Here is a 17,514-nt window from a genome sequence, read left to right on the forward strand (position 1 = left end):
AGCACTCTGATATTAATTTTATCAGAGTGCTTCTTTATTTACCTTATTTGACCATTTCCATAGATTATATATTTATTAGTTGTAAGTTCCTTAAGTCCCATAGGCCCTCTTGCATGAAGCTTTTGTGTGCTTATTCCAATCTCAGCTCCAAAACCAAATTCTCCACCATCTGTAAATCTAGTTGAAGCATTAACATAAACTGCTGCTGCATCTACTCTTTGTAAGAATTTTTCTGAATTAAAATAATTGGTTGTAACTATAGCCTCAGAATGTTTTGTTCCATATTTATTTATATGCTCTATTGCTTCATCTATATCATTAACAACTTTAACAGATAAAATATAGTCTAAAAATTCTGTTGCATAATCTTCATTTGTTGCTTCTTTAATATCACTATCTTTTAAAATTTCCCTTGTTACTTCACAACCCCTTATTTCAACACCTTTTTCCTTTAATTCTTTTATGGCAATAGGTAAAAATTTTTCCGCTATATTTTTATGAACTAAAAGACTTTCTGCAGCATTACATACTGATGGTCTTGATGTTTTTGCATTTACAATTATCTCTTTTCCCATATTTATATCGCACTGTTCATCTATATAAATATGACAGTTGCCAGTCCCTGTTTCTATAACTGGAACTGTTGCATTTTCAACAACACTTTTAATTAATCCGGCTCCACCTCTTGGAATTAAAACATCTAAATATTTATTAAGTTTCATAAATTCCTTAGCTGTTTCTCTTGATGTATCTTCTAAAATATTTATCGCACCTTCTTCAAAGCTACATTCCTTTAGAGCCTCATTCATTATTTCAACTATTTTAAGATTTGAATTTATCGCTTCCTTTCCACCTCTTAAAATAACTGCATTACCTGATTTTAAGCAAAGCGCTGCTGCATCTACAGTTACATTTGGTCTTGCCTCATATATAATTCCTATAACCCCAATAGGTACTCTTTGAACACCTATTTTCAAGCCATTTGGTCTTTTAAACATTGATGTTACTTCACCTATTGGATCATTTAAAGAAACTATATTTAAAACACCTTGTGCAATATCTTCTATTCTACTCTTATCTAAACTCAATCTATCTAACATAGCTTTAGATGTACCTTTTTCCATAGCATTATAAATATCTAAGCTATTTGCCTTTATAATCTCTTCGCTTCTTTCAACTAATTTTTTACTTATATTCCTAAGTGCATTATTTTTTTCTTCACTTGATAAATTTGATAAAAAATAAGATGCTTTTTTAGCCTTTTTCCCTTTTATCTCTAATTCATTCATAAACTAAACCTCCTTTTTTCCAACAAAAACAGTACCTATTTCTTTTCCTTCAATTATATCTAACAATATTTCTGGCTTTTCTCCATTTGCTAAAACCATGTTAGTTCCACTACCTGTTGCAATTTTAGCTGCTGAAATCTTAGTTTTCATTCCACCTGTACCTCTATTAGTTCCAGCACCACCTGCAAAATCCTCTATATCTTTTGTTATTTCATGAATTTCTTTTATCATTTTACTATCAGAATTATTTCTTGGGTCTTTATCATAGAATCCATCAATATCAGATAGTATTATTAAAGTATCTGCATTAACAAGTTTTGCAACTATGGCTGATAATGTATCATTATCACCAAAGTTTTTTACATTTTCCATTTCATAACTAGATATCGCATCATTTTCATTAACAATAGGTACAATACCTTGTTTAATCAATGTTTCAAAAGTTGCACAAACATTTTCCTTCATTTCATTATTATCTAAAACAATTCCAGTTAATAGTATTTGTGCAACTACATGACCATACTCTGCAAAAAATTTACTATATACATGCATAAGCTCACATTGGCCAACTGCTGCTGCTGCTTGTTTTTCTTTTATAGTTTCAGGCTTTTTAGCAAGTCTAAGTTTTCCACAACCAATCCCAACAGCACCTGAAGAAACTAATACTACTTCCTTTCCCATATTACATAAATCAGAAATTATCATGGATAATTTTTCTATTCTATTAAAGTTTATAGATCCATTATCATATGTTAATGTTGATGTTCCAACCTTTATAACTATTCTCTTTCCATCTTTAATTTTTTGTCTCACTTTAAATCAAACCTTCCTCTATGTATCTATAATTTTAGAACAATTACTAAAATTTTAATCCTTATATTTAAATTCTTTTAATAAAGTTATGTTAAACCATTTACTAAACTACAAAATAAAATTTAAATTATCTTTTCTTTTATAAATATTTAATATATAAATAATATCATAAAAAGTAGGACTATTTTATATAAAATACAAAAAATTAAGGTATTGTTAAAATAAGCAGTAACAATACCTTAAAAATAATTATTTTATGTCTCTACCATGTCTCCACCATTTACATGAATAACTTCTCCTGTTATATAAGAAGCTCCTTGAGATGCTAAAAACACATATGCCTGTGCAAGTTCAACTGGTTGACCAGCTCTACCCATAATATTAGTTGAGCCAAATTTTGATACCTTTTGCTCATCAAAAGAAGCTGGTATAAGAGGTGTCCATATAGGCCCTGGTGCAACAGCATTAACTCTTATTCCTTTACTTGCTAATCCTTTAGCTAAAGACCTAGTAAATGCAACAAGTCCGCCTTTTGTTACAGAATAATCTATAAGTTGCTCATGTCCCTTATATGCTACTATTGATACAGTATTTATAATTGAGGAACCCTTCTTTAAATGAGGAAGAGCAGCTTTTGTTAAATAAAATGGTCCAAATATATTGGTTTTAAAAGTTCTTTCCCATTGCTCTTTCGTTAATTCCTCTAAACTATTTACAGTATGCTGCTCAGCCGCATTATTTATAAGTATATCTATACTTTTATACTTATTCATAACTTGATTTATACAGTCATTACAAAAATCTTCACAACCAATATCTCCACTTATTAAAAGACAATCTGCCTCTTCTTTATCAACTAACTCTTTAGTTTTATTAGCATCTTCATGCTCATCTTTATACACTATACAAACCTTCGCACCTTCTCTAGCAAAAGCTAGAGAAATTGCTCTTCCAATCCCACTATCTCCACCAGTTATTACTGCAACTTTTCCTTTTAACCTTTTGCCATCATTATGATATTCTGGCGCATCATAAATAGGCATTGGATTCATTTGACTTTCACTACCTGGTTGCTTATTTTGATGTTGCTTTGGAAAACTCTTTGGAAAATTTTCATCTATGCTCATAAAACACCTCCAAAATATATTAAAATACAAATATATCTTTAGAATTTAAGACCTTTATTATGCTTTATTCATCATAGCTTTTTTTTGAATATTTTTTACTATCTTAGCACTTATTGATGAAGGTGATATTTTGCACCCCAATACTAAAAATTTATTTAAATTACCAGGGATACATATAGCTTTATTTTTCATTAGAGCTTTATACCCCTGTTTAGCAACTTTTTCTGCACTCATAGCAACATTTAAATCACCTTTTCCTGCCCGTCTTGAAAAATTTGTTTTAGTAGCCCCAGGACAAAGTGTTGTAACAGTTATTCCAAAATCTCTAAGTTCTTGTCTTAATGCTTGAGAAAAAGATAAAACATATGCTTTACTTGCATAATAAACATTTATTAAGGGTCCTGGTTCATACGAACCTGTTGATGCTACATTCAAAACTTTACCTTTTCCTCTTTTTTTCATTCTATCTGTAATTACCTTAGTTAAAAAAGTTAAAGCCATTATATTAGTATTAATAATTGTTTCATTTTTCTCCCATGAGATATCATTAAAATAGCCATTAAAACCAATCCCTGCATTATTAATTAAAATATCTATATCTATATTATTTTTATCCACAAATTCTAAAAAGTTTTTCACATTTTCACTTTTTGATAAATCACAAGAATAAGTTATAACTCTTTTCTCCCCCATACATGATTTCATCTCTTGTAAAACACTCTCATTCCTACCAATCAAAATTAAATTATAGCCTTTTTCGTAAAATATTTTAGAAAACTCATATCCAATACCACTAGTAGCCCCTGTAATTAAAACTATCTCTCTCATAAAAATTATATATCATTACTTAGAGTCTTTTTATAAATTAAATACACAATCTATCTATTTTAGTTGTGTGTTAAAATCCACATTAATTCTAAGCAACTACTTTAGTCCTTTCTTAAAATTAATCATAATATTTAAAAAGTATCATAAATCATAAATATTTTCCATAAAATTATAATAAACTTTTTTGCTCAATAAAAAGCATATTTATTTTAAAATATAATTTCTAAGTAGGTATTAATTATGACTATTTTTGATTTAACTGATTTGGAACTTAGTTTTTTAGCTACCGCAACTGCCTATTCAGTATCAAATACGCTTACTAAAAATGAACTTCTAACTTTAATAGCTTTTATTTCCACACTAAATAGTAATTTAAGTCTTATTTTAGCTAAAGATGTTAGGTTCAATTCCACTACTAGTTCTAGTGCTGAAGCAGATGCTACAACTAGTTCTGATACATCACGATAGTAACATTTTTATTTATATTAAAAAAAGGTGCAGCCTAGAAATAGACTGCACCTTTAAAGCTATTGTAATACATTTTGTTTAACTTGATTTATTTATCTTTAGTAAATTTTTAATTGCTTATGCATTTTTTATATCATTTATATATATCTTAAAACTATTATCCTAAGAACATTTTTAAATCATCATCTACGTTAGTAATTCCACCTATTCCAAAGTTGTCTACTAATACCTTAACAACATTTGGTGAAAGGAAAGCTGGAAGTGTTGGTCCTAAATGAATGTTTTTAACTCCTAAGTGTAATAATGATAGTAATACTATTACAGCTTTTTGTTCATACCATGCTATATTGTAGTGAAGTGGTAGATCGTTTATGCTATCTAATCCAAATGCTTCTGCTAATTTTAAAGCTATTACAACTAATGAATATGAATCATTACATTGTCCTGCATCTAAAACTCTTGGGATTCCGTTTATATCACCTAAGTTTAATTTGTTATATTTATATTTAGCACATCCTGCTGTTAATATAACTGCATCTTTTGGTAATTTTTCAGCAAATTCAGTATAGTAGTTTCTTGATTTAGCTCTACCATCACATCCTGCCATAACAAAGAAGTTTTTAATTGCTCCTGTTTTAACAGCTTCAACAACTTTATCAGCTAAAGCTATAACTTGGTTATGAGCAAATCCTCCAACTATTTCTCCTCTTTCTATTTCAGTAGGAGCAGCACATCTTTTTGCATGTTCTATTATTTCTGAGAAATCTTTTTCTCCTTTTTCATTTTTATCTATATGTTTTAATCCTTCAAATCCTACAACACCAGTTGTGTAAACTCTATCTTTATAGCTATCTTTAGGTGGTACTAAGCAGTTTGTAGTCATAAGTATTGGACCATTAAAGCTTTCAAATTCAGTAGTTTGTTTCCACCAAGCATTTCCATAGTTACCTACAAAGTGACTGTATTTCTTAAATGCTGGATAGTAGTTAGCGGCAAGCATTTCACTATGAGTATAAACGTCAACTCCAGTTCCTTCAGTTTGTTCTAATAATTGTTCCATGTCTCTTAAATCATGTCCACTTATTAATATAGCTGGGTTATTTCTAACACCTATATTTACTTTAGTTATTTCTGGATTTCCATAACTTTCAGTATTAGCTTTGTCAAGAAGAGCCATACCCTTAACGCCATATTCACCCATTGATAGAGTTAAAGCAACTAATTCATCTACTGATAAATCTTCTAAAGTTTTAGCTAATGCTTTATGCATAAATCCATGAATTTCATCATCATCATAATTTAATGCTTTTGCATGTTTTAAATAAGCACAAAGTCCTTTTGCACCATAAGTTATAAGTTCTCTTAAACTTCTTACATCCTCATTTTCTGTTGCTAAAACTCCAACAATGCCAGCTTTAGCATTTAAAGCTTCTTCTGTTTCACCTGTCCACATTGCAGCTTCTGGTAAATTAGCTAAATCTGCACCTGCATTTTTAGCCTTAACTTTTAAAGCTTCTCTTAAAGCTAGTCCTTCTTTTGCTCTTGAAACAAACACATTTTTATCAAAGTTAGCGTTAGTTATAGTAGCAAACAATGATTCAACTACAAAGTTGTCAACATTCTTATCTATAACTCCAACTTCTCTAGCTTTTGTGCTAACTGCAGATATTCCTCTTACTATGTATACTAATAAATCTTGTAATTTAGCTAAATCTTCAGTTTTTCCACAAACTCCTTTTACTGTACATCCCTTACATCCTGCTGTTTCTTGACATTGATAACAAAACATACTCATAATTTTTACACTCCCTCTTTTATCTTAATTTATCTTAATTTATCTTAATTTATCTTAATTCTTTATTATTTTTATCTTTTGTTTTTTTTAATTTCGTCTTTTGTTTTTATACATTGTATGTATTTTAATTTCTAATCTCTTTTGTCTTTGCTGTCACTGTTGACAGTTATTATTATAGTTTATTAAAAAAATAATATCTGTAACTCATGTTACAGATATTATTTTTTAATTTATTTATAATTAGTTTCGTTTTCCTATTTTCCTATATATTTCTTTTATGATATAATTATAAACCTGTTGAAAAAACATATTTACATATATTTTTAAAAATTAATTTATTAATTGCGTTTAATAAATATGAATACATAGAATATCGATTCATATTCAATACGTACAGGAGGATTAAAATGAATAGACAAAAAATTTATGGATTAATTATAAGCTCTGCTTTACTAATAGGAGCAATTGGTTTACCAACAACTGTAACCTACGCTCAAACATTACCAAATCACAATATTAATAGTACTATCACAACAAATTCAAACTCAATAAAGACTGAAAACTTAACAATAAACTTTGGAAATATGTTTAATTGGAATGCGTATTTAACTAACGTTAATATAAATGTTATTGTTAATGGAAAAACATATACTGAAAACTATGATTATAGCGGTTCTTTAACTATAAATAATGTTTTAGTAAATAAGACAGGAAATAATACTATTAAAATAGAGATACCTTACTATAATACAATAACACTTAATACAAATAGCAATAATATAACTGTAAACCCTGTTGAAACACCTATGACTTTTGATGGGAATAAAGCTTTAGCTAATGCTGTTGCAAACGCTATTCAAGCAAGCCCTAATGAACTAACATATTATAATTTAGCTTCATATTGCTATGGTGTCGAAAATAACTACGGTGTTGCCCCTCTTGATATTAATTTATCTGGACAACATTTAACTACCTTAAATGGAATACAACAATTAAAAGGATTTGATATAAATTCATTAAATTTATCAAATAATAACTTAACTGATATAAGTGCTCTAGATGGCTTAACTATAAACAACTTAGACTTAAGCCATAATGATATAACCAACCTAGATTCTATTAACAAAATATCAAATATTAATACACTAAATGTTAATTATAATTATATATCATCTCTTACTCCTCTAGAAGGAATAAAAAGTTTAACAAGTGTTACTGCTCAAAATAATTTGTTAAGCCAAAATCCATTATCATTTGGAATAAAAGGATTAACAAGCAATGGATTAAATAATAACTTTATAGAAGGTTTATCTAACCAACTTCAATTAAAATTAAAGAATTCCAATTATACCGGAACTGTTGGTAGTGTAATTAACTTAACAAAGAATGATATTGAAATAGTTAATGGGGCACTAGGCACAAATGAAACATCCTATTATTCTAAATACATAACTTTATCAAATAAAAATCAAAATACATTAACACAAGAAAACAATGGATTTAAAATTGATGAAGTTGGCACAAATTATGTTCTAGCATCAGTAGATGGTATAACTAACCATTTAGGCGAAGCCACAGCAACTATAAACGGAATTCAAACTACAAAAACTGAAAATCTAACAATAAACTTTGGAAATATGTTTAATTGGAATGCATATTTAACTAATGTTAATATAAATGTTATTATTAATGGAAAAACATATACTGAAAACTATGATTATAGTGGTTCTTTAACTATAAATAATGTTTTAGTAAATAAGACTGGAGATAATACTATTAAAATAGAGATACCTTACTATAATACAATAACACTTAATACAAATAGCAATAATATAACTGTAAACCCTGTTGAAACACCTATGACTTTTGATGGGAATAAAGCTTTAGCTAATGCTGTTGCAAACGCTATTCAAGTAAGTCCTAATGAACTAACATATTATAATTTAGCTTCATATTGCTATGGTGTCGAAAATAACTACGGTGTTGCCCCTCTTGATATTAATTTATCTGGACAACATTTAACTACCTTAAATGGAATTCAACAATTAAAAGGATTTGATATAAATTCATTAAATCTATCATATAATAACTTAAGTGATATAAGTGCTCTAGACGGCTTAACTATAAACAACTTAGATTTAAGCCATAATAATATAACAAATATTGATTCACTTGCTAACGTATCTAATCTTCAATCATTAAATATTAGTGCAAATAATGTCACTTCAACTAAAATATTATCTAATATTAATGGATTAAAAATTACTAAATAATCATAAAAAACTTCTCTTATATTAAATTTAATAAAGAGAAGTTTTTTACTTTTATTATTAATTTGTATATTTATACATAAATATTATTTTTTTTAAATTAATTCCTTTGAAACTATTGATTTTTTATATATTTATTTGTATAATTTACAAGTATTACTTAAATTTACTTTATATTTATACATGTAAGGGGGAAATTCTATGTTGATTAAGGAGTTGACTAACAAACAAAAAAATAATAATAGTAATCTATTAAAATTTATAATCCCTTCTCTTATAGGAGTTACATTATTTATGGTTCCCATTTACTATAATGGTGAACTTTCAATTCCAATTGCAGTTTGTTCAAATATTGTACAAGGCTTATTAGGTGATATATTACCCCTTGTCCTTACAATTTTGATTTGTTTAGTTGGTGTAATTACTGCAATTTACAAAATAACAAAACCTAAATTTATGATTAATAATAAAGTATGTAAAACATTTTTTGATATAAAACCTATATGGTTAATTGGAAGAATATTAGGAGCTTTATTTGTTTTAATGTCTTATTTAAATATAGGGCCAGGCTTTATATCTTCTGAAGATACAGGTGCATTTATACTTACAGGACTTTTACCTACGTTGTTTGTGGTATTTTTCTTTGCAGGATTATTCCTACCATTATTATTAAACTTTGGTCTTTTAGAGTTCTGTGGTTCTATGCTTACCAAAATAATGAGACCATTATTTAAGCTTCCTGGAAGATCTTCAGTAGATTGTATAACATCTTGGCTTGGAGATGGAACAATTGGAGTATTGCTAACTTCAAAACAATATGAAGAAGGATTCTATTCCCAAAGAGAAGCTTGTGTAATTAGTACAACTTTCTCTGTTGTGTCAGTTACATTTAGTTTTGTTATAATATCTCAAGTTGGTCTTAGCCATATGTTCATACCATTTTATTTAACTGTTATGATTTCTGGAATTATCGCTGCTATAGTTTTACCTAGGACTTGGCCACTTAAAAATATTCCTAATAAATATCATAATGGAGTACAACCTAAAAGCACAGAAAAAATTCCAAATGGCTATACCCCATTTACCTTTGGTCTTGATTTAGCTATAAAAAAAGCATCCACTCAAAAGGGTATTAAAGCTTTTTTTAAAGAAGGATTTCTAAATGTTTTAGATATGTGGATTGGTGTTTTACCAATAGTTATGGCTATGGGAACTATCGCATTAGGACTTGCAGAATATACACCAATATTCCAATGGCTTGGAGCACCGTTTATTCCGCTACTTAAACTTTTAGGAATACCAGAAGCTCAGGCGGCTTCGCAAACAGTTATAGTTGGCTTTGCTGATATGTTTTTACCATCAGTTATGGCTACAAAAATATCATCAGATATGACAAGATTTATAATAGCTTGCGTTTCAGTAACACAACTTATATACCTTTCAGAAGTTGGAAGTGTAATTTTAGGTTCTAAAATACCTTTGAAACTTAAAGATTTGTTTATAATATTTTTAATGAGAACATTGATAACATTGCCTATAATAACTCTTATTGCTCATATATTATTTTAAAAAACAGTTAAACAAAATAAATTATTATAATCAAAAACTCCTAAATATTTTATACTTAGGAGTTTTTAAAATTTTATTTACCATTGTCTTTACTTATAATTTTAATCCAATTACTATAAATTTTAATAGCATCTTCTCGCCAACTAAAATCTATATCACTTTCTATGGAATTGTTTTTAAAATAATACTTTGGAATATTAATTTTTAATCCTTTATTTAAATCTCTTAAATACTCTTTCTTTAGCGTATCTTTATCATACTCTAAATGTCCTAAAATATAATAATCATTAAAGTTTCCCTTTAAAATATGTTCTTCATTTTCCTCTGTTATAGCCAAAAGTTCTAAACTATTGCTATTTTCTATATCTTGTCTATTCAAAGATGTGTACCTTGAATGAGGTGATTTAAAAGAATTATAAACATCTTTTAAAATATCATCTCTCTTTATAATCTTGTGTCTAAATACTCCAAATATTTTACTTCCCTTTAACTCTTTTCTTATGCCATAGAAATGATTCAAAGCAACTTGTGCCCCCCAACATATATAAAGCGAGTATTTTTTATTCTTTCTTATATAATCTAATATAGCATTTAATTCATCTATATAAGAAACATCTCTAAATTCTATTTTCTCTAATGGGGCTCCCGTTATTATAATCCCATCAAGCTTTTGTTTAATCTCATCGAAATCCTCATAATTTAATTGCATATATCTATAATTTTCATGTTCTGATTTATAAGTATTTATTTTTATAAAATGAATATTCAAATCCTCATCACAGTTATTTAAAAGTTTTACTATTTGAGCTTCTGTTTCACTTTTTTTAGGCATTAAATTAACTATTCCAATATGCTTTGCCCCATGTTTACATCCATTAAAATTTATACTTATATTTTCATCTTTTAATATCTCTATTGCTTGAAATTTTTTTGAAATATAAATGGTCATTTTAATATCCTACCTTATTTAAGGCTTGCTCAAAATCACATATTATATCATCTATATTTTCAATTCCTACCGAAACCCTAACTAAATCTTCTGATACACCTGAAATTTTAAGTTCTTCTTTTGATAATTGCCTATGTGTTGTACTAGCTGGATGTATTAAAGTTGTTCTAACATCTCCTAAATGAACAACCAAAGGAATTAATTTTAAACTACCTATAAGTTTTCTAGCAGATTTTACTCCTCCTTTTACACCAAATGTTAATATACCAGATGCTCCTTTTGGTAAATACTCTTTAGCTATCTTATAATCTTTATTACATTCTAAAAGAGGGTAATTAACCCATTCTACATTCTTATGAGTTTGTAAAAATTTAGCTAAGGCTAGAGCATTTTTACTATGTCTATCCATTCTTAAATGCAATGTTTCTAATCCTAGGTTAGTTAAAAAGGCATTATTAGGACTAATTGCATTCCCTAAATCTCTAAGAAGCGTTACCCTAAGCTTAACTATATACGCTGAATTTTTAAAAGTTTCCACATATTTTAACCCATGATAACTTGGATCTGGTTCTGTAAGCTCATTAAATTTTCCATTTTCCCAATCAAAATTACCTCCATCAATAATCACACCACCTAACGCTACCGAATGACCATCTATATATTTACTTGTAGAATGAACAATAATATTAGCTCCATATTTAAATGGATTAAACAGATACGGCGTTGCAGTTGTATTATCTATAATTAAAGGAATATTAGATATCTTTGCAACCTTTGAAAATTTTTCAAAATCAAATATATTAAGGCTAGGATTTCCTATGGTTTCACCAAATATAAGCTTAGTATTATCTTGAATCTTACTTAAAATTTCATCTTCACTATCATAAGGATCAACAAATGTTGTTTCTATTCCGAAAGTCTTTAATGTTACATTAAATAGATTAAAAGTTCCACCATAAACACTAGAAACTGAAACTACATGATCACCACTTTTACAAATATTTAAAACGGCTAATAGCACTGCTGACTGACCTGATGATACACAAACTGCACCAACTCCATCTTCAAGAGCTGTTAATTTTTCTTCTAGTGCAGCCACGGTTGGATTGCTTATTCTAGAATATATATGCCCATTTTCTTTTAAATCAAAAAGATTAGCCACCTGCTCTGCACTATCAAATCTATAAGATGTGCTTTGAACTATTGGTAACGTAACTGAATTTAACGTTTCACCATTATATCCACCTTTTATACATAATGTTTCTTTTTTCAAATTTTCTTTATTCATTATTAATTCCCCCTTAATACTACATTTTTTAGCAATAATCAATAATAATTAACTTATACATGATAAATAAAATTTTATTTTTCTATAAAATAAAAAACTATTTCTATATCTAAAAAGATAAAGAAATAGTTTAGTTACTAAATTAATGTACTCATAAACTACTTTTATCTCTCAAAAAAATAAATTCTTGCAGGATTTAGCACAATTCCAATATGATTATTGGCTGTTGCTAGGCTTCATAGGGCCAGTCCCTCCACCATTCTTGATAAAAGATTTTTTATTTATTTTTTAATTATATTTTTATAATATTTAATATTTATTTTATTTGTTACAACTTCTTAATATAATTTATAATAATATTTAAAGTAAAATATTCCTATTTATAAAAACTTTAATAATATTTTAATCTAACTAACCTTAGCTTCTACATTATTTGAAGTTGCTTTAATCTTTCTTCCTTTAAACACATAATAAATTATAAAAGGTAACACCATAGTTACTGCAAAACAAACAATTAATATTGTTGTATACTCTCCTATACTACCACTTTGAAGACCAGATGGTGGCAAGAAAGATATTATAAAGGCTATTACTGAAAATATTAAACCTATTATAGCTAAAATAAGTTTTACTACTATTCCCCCAGGTATTTCGTAAGCTCTCTTTAAATTTCTTTTCTTAAGTACAAGATTAATATATGCTAAGAAAAATAAAAAATATGCAGCAAGATAAACAATAACTGTTAATGTCATTGCCATAAAAAATGAAACATTAGAGCTTCCGCCTCCAAAAGTTAAAACTATTGCCCACATTGTAACAACAATTCCTTGAATTATTAAAAGTTTTGGTGCTACATCATTTTTATTTCTTTTAGCTAACCCCTTAGGAAATATTCCATATTCACCTGCAACAGAAAGTCCTCTAGTTGGTCCTACAATCCAAGAACTAACCTCTGCAATAGAACCAATCGCTAAGAAAATTATTATAATATCCACAAGCCATGAAAAATGCCCGAAGTGATTAATAAGTAGTGCAAAAGTTTGAAATACTCCTTCATTTAAGCTAAGAACTGATTTAGGGACAACTGCACCTACTGATATAGCTCCTATTGTATTTAAAATTATTGCTAAAAATAATAAAATAATTACTGCTATTGGGTAATCTCTTTTTGGATTTTTCATATCATTTACATGAGTTGCTGAAACTTCAACCGCCATATAAGATAACATAAATGACACTAATACAACCAATGAATTTATATTTGTAAAATTAGGTAAAAATGTCTTTGTACTTATGTCTATATCAATTGGATTTCCTGAAAATATGTACACTGCTGATAAAATAAATAAAATAAATGCTGGTATTAAAACACCACCTATAAATCCAATTCTAGCTATTTTAGCCGTATTTCTTATTCCACTTAATTGAATAAAAGTTACAGCCCAGAAAATTATAATTACTGCTAAAAATTTAAGTGTTGGATCTGAATTTAACGCTGTCCATCCAGTTACATATGCTATTGCACCCACAACATAATATATCATTGTTACTGCACCTATTGTAAAAACAACAAACTGAAAAAATATGTGAGCAAATCCCCATTTTTCACCTAAAGTATTTTTGGTCCAAGTAAAAACTCCACCCTCACTCCATCCTTCAACAGTTGCCATCTCTGCTGCACACAATACAACTGGTAAAAACCATAAAAATCCTCCAGCTAATAAATAAAACACAGCACTAAAGCCTGATGTTGCAAAGGTTGGATATTCATACAACTCTACAAGGATTGAACCTGTTATAAACAAAAATCCAAACATTGAAAGCTTCTTTTTATTCTCCAAACAAAAAACCTCCTCTTTCATTAACTTTCAAATCTAATTTTTAGAACAATCCATTGTTTAAAATATATAATTCAAAACATATTTTTTCTAAAGCAAAAAAACTACTTCTTTGCAAGACGACAAAGAAATAGTTTCTATCTTAACTAAAAATTATTAACTAATTTAACTAAATTCTCTCTCATCTCTCAAGAAAATACATTCTTGCAGGATTTAGCACAATTCCAATACGATTTATTGGCTGTTGCTAGGTTTCACAGGGCCAGTCCCTCCACCGTTCTTGATAAAAGACTTATTCATTAATATTTAATTTTAAACTTATTATACTCTTTATAATAAATTTCTTCAACCATAAAAAACATTAAAATATTTCTAAAAACTCATTATATGTTTCTTTAACTCTCCAATAATCATTGTTATTCTCTAAAATTAATGTATAATCAGTACCATTATATATATATTGAACAATTAAGTTATCGTTAGCATTACGTCTCATACCTGTATTATTTTTTTTATTAATAGAAACAATATTAGCATTTAAAGGTAAAAAATTTATAGCTATATTTAAAAGTGAGACATCTGAACACATAATATCACCTTATATAATAATTATCACATAAATATAATATTAAGGCTTAAAATGTTTAGTTCCTTTAATATCCTAATTCTTCATTTAAAAATATAACATGAATTCTTCCTGGAATAGGTCTTTTAATAACAGTATATTCCCTACACATTCTTTCTGGACTCTTACAATCCATACAGTATCCAACCTTTGCACAAGGTGTTTTTCTATTTAATCTTTTGCCATTAGCAGGTGCTGCAATTCTTTCAACCCTAGATTTTGCTTCATTTAAATCCTTAACAATTTTATTAACTCCAGCTATAACTATTACCTTATCCGGTCCATAAATCATAGCGGCAACTCTATTACCATTACCATCTACATTGTAAAGTTCTCCATCTTCTGTTATAGCATTAGAACCTGTTATATATCCATCACAAGAAAAAGCTTTTCTATAAATATCTTTTCTCTCTTCCTCAGTTAAATTTTCTTTATATCTATCATAATACTCAAATCTTCCACTCTTTAAATGATCAACAATTCCTACCTCAAAAGCAGTCATAGTGCCACCTAAAGTTACAGAACTTCCCTCTTTTAATATCTCATCAATTTTATTTATAAGACTTTCTTTATCAGAAACTAAACAAGCTTCCATCCCATTATCATTTAAAGCCTTTATAGTCTTTTCAATTCTAATTTCATTTAACCATTTAATATCATCATTCATAATCATTTCCTCCACACATCTATATACTTTATAACAAATAATAAATCTTATATATTATTCATTATAGAATGAATTACATATATATACAACTTTATCTACCTAGTCATTAATTTTTATGTACTTATTGTTAACTTTTATATCAAATTATTCCATTAATTCTATATTATATATATAATTATATTTGCATACTTATTAACATATTAAAAAATCGGGGGTATATTAATGGAATTTTTAAAAGCCATAATACTAGGAATTGTACAAGGTATAACCGAGTGGCTTCCTGTAAGTAGTACAGGACATATGATATTAGTTGATGAATTTATAAAACTTGACTTTTCTCAAGTATTTATCAGCACATTTTTTGTTGTAATTCAATTTGGTTCTATCCTTGCAGTATTGTTTTTATATTTTAAAAAGCTAAATCCCTTTGACCCATCAAAAACAAAAATGCAAAGGGAAGACACTATAAGCCTTTGGCTTAAAGTTATAATTGCAGTTATTCCATCTGGAATAATTGGACTTTTATTTGATGACAAAATAGAAGAAATATTTTTTAACCCAACAACTGTAGCAATAATGCTTATAGTATATGGAGTTATCTTTATAATCTTAGAAAGCAGAAATAAAAAACCTAAAATTGAAACATTTTCACAATTAACTTATAAAACAGCTATTTTTATAGGATGTTTTCAAGTATTGGCCCTAATTCCTGGAACATCAAGGTCTGGTGCTACAATAATTGGAGCAATCTTACTTGGAACATCAAGATTTGTTGCAGCAGAATTTTCATTCTTTTTAGCTATTCCAACTATGCTTGGTGCTAGTGCATTAAAACTTGTTAAAGCAGGTTTTGCTTTTAATGCACTTGAATGGGGAGTTTTACTTACAGGATGCTTCGTTGCCTTTATAGTATCAGTTATTGCAATTAAATTCCTTATGGACTATATCAAAAAACATGACTTTAAATTCTTTGGTTATTATAGAATAATACTTGGAATATTAGTTTTAGGTTATTTTTATCTTTTAGCTTAAAATTAAATAAAGGGCTTATATGATTTTTCATATTAACCCTTATTTTTTATCTTTTAATTTTTATGTTATTCTAAAATACATATCAATTGAAGATAACATATTATATATATTTAAACAATTATTTATTTTATAAATATCTTAAGATAACTAAATGTTACAAATACTTTTAACTATCTTTCTCCCCTTCAATAGCATTTTTATAATTCATATATTTTAAGAAAAACAGTTCTACAAATATAAAAAATAAGTTTGTTGAATTATAACTTATGTTATTTCCTACATTAACAGTTTTAGTATTTATATAAATACTTTCATTACTTAACCTTGCAAGATTATTTGTCTTAAGCTGAGTTATTGAAATAAAAGGAATATCCCTAATCAATAATTGTTTAGCAAAGCTTTTCACCTGACTTGATTCACCAGAATAAGATATTATTATAACTAAATCTTCTGAAGTTAATGCATCTAATGTTAAATCTATTTCTCTTATTCCATCTATTATAGAAAAACATTTTTTTCCTGATAAAAAAACTCTTTTTAAATCTTGAGCTACTAAAGTTTGAAAAAAACCGGTTCCATAAATGAATACACGCTTACTATCATAAATCATTTTACAAGCTTTATGATAATCATTTTTTTCCATTTCATCTATACTGTTTTTAAACATATCGCATACACTTTCAATGCTATCCGTCTCTTTATTTACTTTTTTATTTTCCCATTTTAAATATACCTTTAATTCGCTATATCCTTTTAAAGATAACTTTTGAGCAAATCTTAAAATTGTAGTTCTTGACACATTACACCTTGATGCAAGTTCATCAATAGTTAAATTAGAGCTTTCTTTTCTATGAGCGTTTATATATTTCCAAATGTGCAAATCACTTTGATTTAACTTATCATAATGCAAATTAACTAAATCATCAATTTTCATAATAACTCCCCCTTTATATAAG

The 17,514-nt window shown here is 27.6% G+C and carries 15 protein-coding genes and 2 riboswitches; of the genes, 4 read left to right on the forward strand and 11 right to left on the reverse strand.

Features of this window, described 5'->3' with window-relative positions; translation table 11 throughout:
* Nucleotides 1–38: 38 nt before the first annotated feature.
* From HH195_RS10520 to HH195_RS10535, 4 genes are all read right to left on the reverse strand, one after another.
* Nucleotides 39–1,289: a glutamate-5-semialdehyde dehydrogenase gene (locus HH195_RS10520; protein ID WP_196371047.1), complete on the reverse strand. Its 1,251-nt coding sequence runs from the start codon at nt 1,287–1,289 to the stop codon at nt 39–41.
* A 3-nt stretch (nt 1,290–1,292) separates the two neighbouring features.
* Nucleotides 1,293–2,102 carry a glutamate 5-kinase gene (proB, locus tag HH195_RS10525; protein WP_196371048.1) on the reverse strand — a complete coding sequence of 270 codons (810 nt, stop codon included), beginning with the start codon at nt 2,100–2,102 and terminating at the stop codon, nt 1,293–1,295.
* 254 nt (nt 2,103–2,356) lie between these two features.
* Nucleotides 2,357–3,229, reverse strand: a complete 873-nt coding sequence (locus tag HH195_RS10530; protein ID WP_112365466.1) for an SDR family oxidoreductase — start codon at nt 3,227–3,229, stop codon at nt 2,357–2,359.
* Between the two features lie 57 nt (nt 3,230–3,286).
* A complete protein-coding gene (locus tag HH195_RS10535; RefSeq protein ID WP_196371049.1) occupies nt 3,287–4,057 on the reverse strand; it encodes an SDR family NAD(P)-dependent oxidoreductase in 771 nt (256 codons plus the stop codon).
* A 240-nt stretch (nt 4,058–4,297) separates the two neighbouring features.
* Here HH195_RS10535 and HH195_RS10540 point away from each other — a divergent pair, with 240 nt between their 5' ends.
* Nucleotides 4,298–4,525 (forward strand): hypothetical protein, encoded by a 228-nt coding sequence (locus HH195_RS10540; protein WP_112365468.1) that lies wholly within the window; start codon nt 4,298–4,300, stop codon nt 4,523–4,525.
* Nucleotides 4,526–4,682: 157 nt separating this feature from the next.
* Here HH195_RS10540 and hcp read toward each other — a convergent pair whose 3' ends face one another.
* Nucleotides 4,683–6,320, reverse strand: a complete 1,638-nt coding sequence (gene hcp / locus HH195_RS10545) for a hydroxylamine reductase (protein WP_196371050.1) — start codon at nt 6,318–6,320, stop codon at nt 4,683–4,685.
* Between the two features lie 407 nt (nt 6,321–6,727).
* Here hcp and HH195_RS10550 point away from each other — a divergent pair, with 407 nt between their 5' ends.
* Nucleotides 6,728–8,593: a hemoblobin-interacting domain-containing protein gene (locus HH195_RS10550; RefSeq protein WP_196371051.1), complete on the forward strand. Its 1,866-nt coding sequence runs from the start codon at nt 6,728–6,730 to the stop codon at nt 8,591–8,593.
* A gap of 198 nt (nt 8,594–8,791) precedes the next feature.
* Nucleotides 8,792–10,159, forward strand: a complete 1,368-nt coding sequence (locus tag HH195_RS10555) for a YjiH family protein (protein ID WP_196371052.1) — start codon at nt 8,792–8,794, stop codon at nt 10,157–10,159.
* A 73-nt stretch (nt 10,160–10,232) separates the two neighbouring features.
* Here the strand turns inward: HH195_RS10555 and HH195_RS10560 are convergent, their stop codons facing one another.
* The 5 genes from HH195_RS10560 to HH195_RS10580 all read right to left on the reverse strand — a co-directional run bounded on the left by HH195_RS10560 (nt 10,233) and on the right by HH195_RS10580 (nt 15,526).
* Complete coding sequence (locus HH195_RS10560) at nt 10,233–11,108, reverse strand: homoserine O-acetyltransferase/O-succinyltransferase family protein (RefSeq protein ID WP_055258862.1); 876 nt, start codon at nt 11,106–11,108, stop codon at nt 10,233–10,235.
* A gap of 1 nt (nt 11,109) precedes the next feature.
* Nucleotides 11,110–12,396: an O-acetylhomoserine aminocarboxypropyltransferase/cysteine synthase family protein gene (locus tag HH195_RS10565; protein WP_055258865.1), complete on the reverse strand. Its 1,287-nt coding sequence runs from the start codon at nt 12,394–12,396 to the stop codon at nt 11,110–11,112.
* Between the two features lie 161 nt (nt 12,397–12,557).
* A riboswitch (SAM riboswitch) is annotated at nt 12,558–12,668 on the reverse strand.
* 135 nt (nt 12,669–12,803) lie between these two features.
* Nucleotides 12,804–14,237: an amino acid permease gene (locus HH195_RS10570; protein ID WP_243278502.1), complete on the reverse strand. Its 1,434-nt coding sequence runs from the start codon at nt 14,235–14,237 to the stop codon at nt 12,804–12,806.
* Between the two features lie 175 nt (nt 14,238–14,412).
* A riboswitch (SAM riboswitch) is annotated at nt 14,413–14,524 on the reverse strand.
* 71 nt (nt 14,525–14,595) lie between these two features.
* On the reverse strand, nt 14,596–14,823 hold the full coding sequence (locus HH195_RS10575; protein ID WP_196371054.1) for a hypothetical protein: 228 nt from the start codon (nt 14,821–14,823) through the stop codon (nt 14,596–14,598).
* 64 nt (nt 14,824–14,887) lie between these two features.
* The gene (locus HH195_RS10580) at nt 14,888–15,526 is read right to left on the reverse strand and encodes a lactate utilization protein (RefSeq protein ID WP_196371055.1); all 639 of its coding nucleotides are present in this window, start codon (nt 15,524–15,526) and stop codon (nt 14,888–14,890) included.
* Between the two features lie 222 nt (nt 15,527–15,748).
* On the opposite strand from HH195_RS10580, the gene HH195_RS10585 reads away from it, so the two are divergent.
* Complete coding sequence (locus tag HH195_RS10585; protein ID WP_196371056.1) at nt 15,749–16,558, forward strand: undecaprenyl-diphosphate phosphatase; 810 nt, start codon at nt 15,749–15,751, stop codon at nt 16,556–16,558.
* 166 nt (nt 16,559–16,724) lie between these two features.
* Here HH195_RS10585 and HH195_RS10590 read toward each other — a convergent pair whose 3' ends face one another.
* Nucleotides 16,725–17,492 (reverse strand): MurR/RpiR family transcriptional regulator, encoded by a 768-nt coding sequence (locus HH195_RS10590; RefSeq protein ID WP_196371057.1) that lies wholly within the window; start codon nt 17,490–17,492, stop codon nt 16,725–16,727.
* Nucleotides 17,493–17,514 lie beyond the last annotated feature (22 nt).

Source organism: Candidatus Sarcina troglodytae (assembly GCF_015708635.1).
GTDB lineage: Bacteria > Bacillota > Clostridia > Clostridiales > Clostridiaceae > Sarcina > Sarcina ventriculi.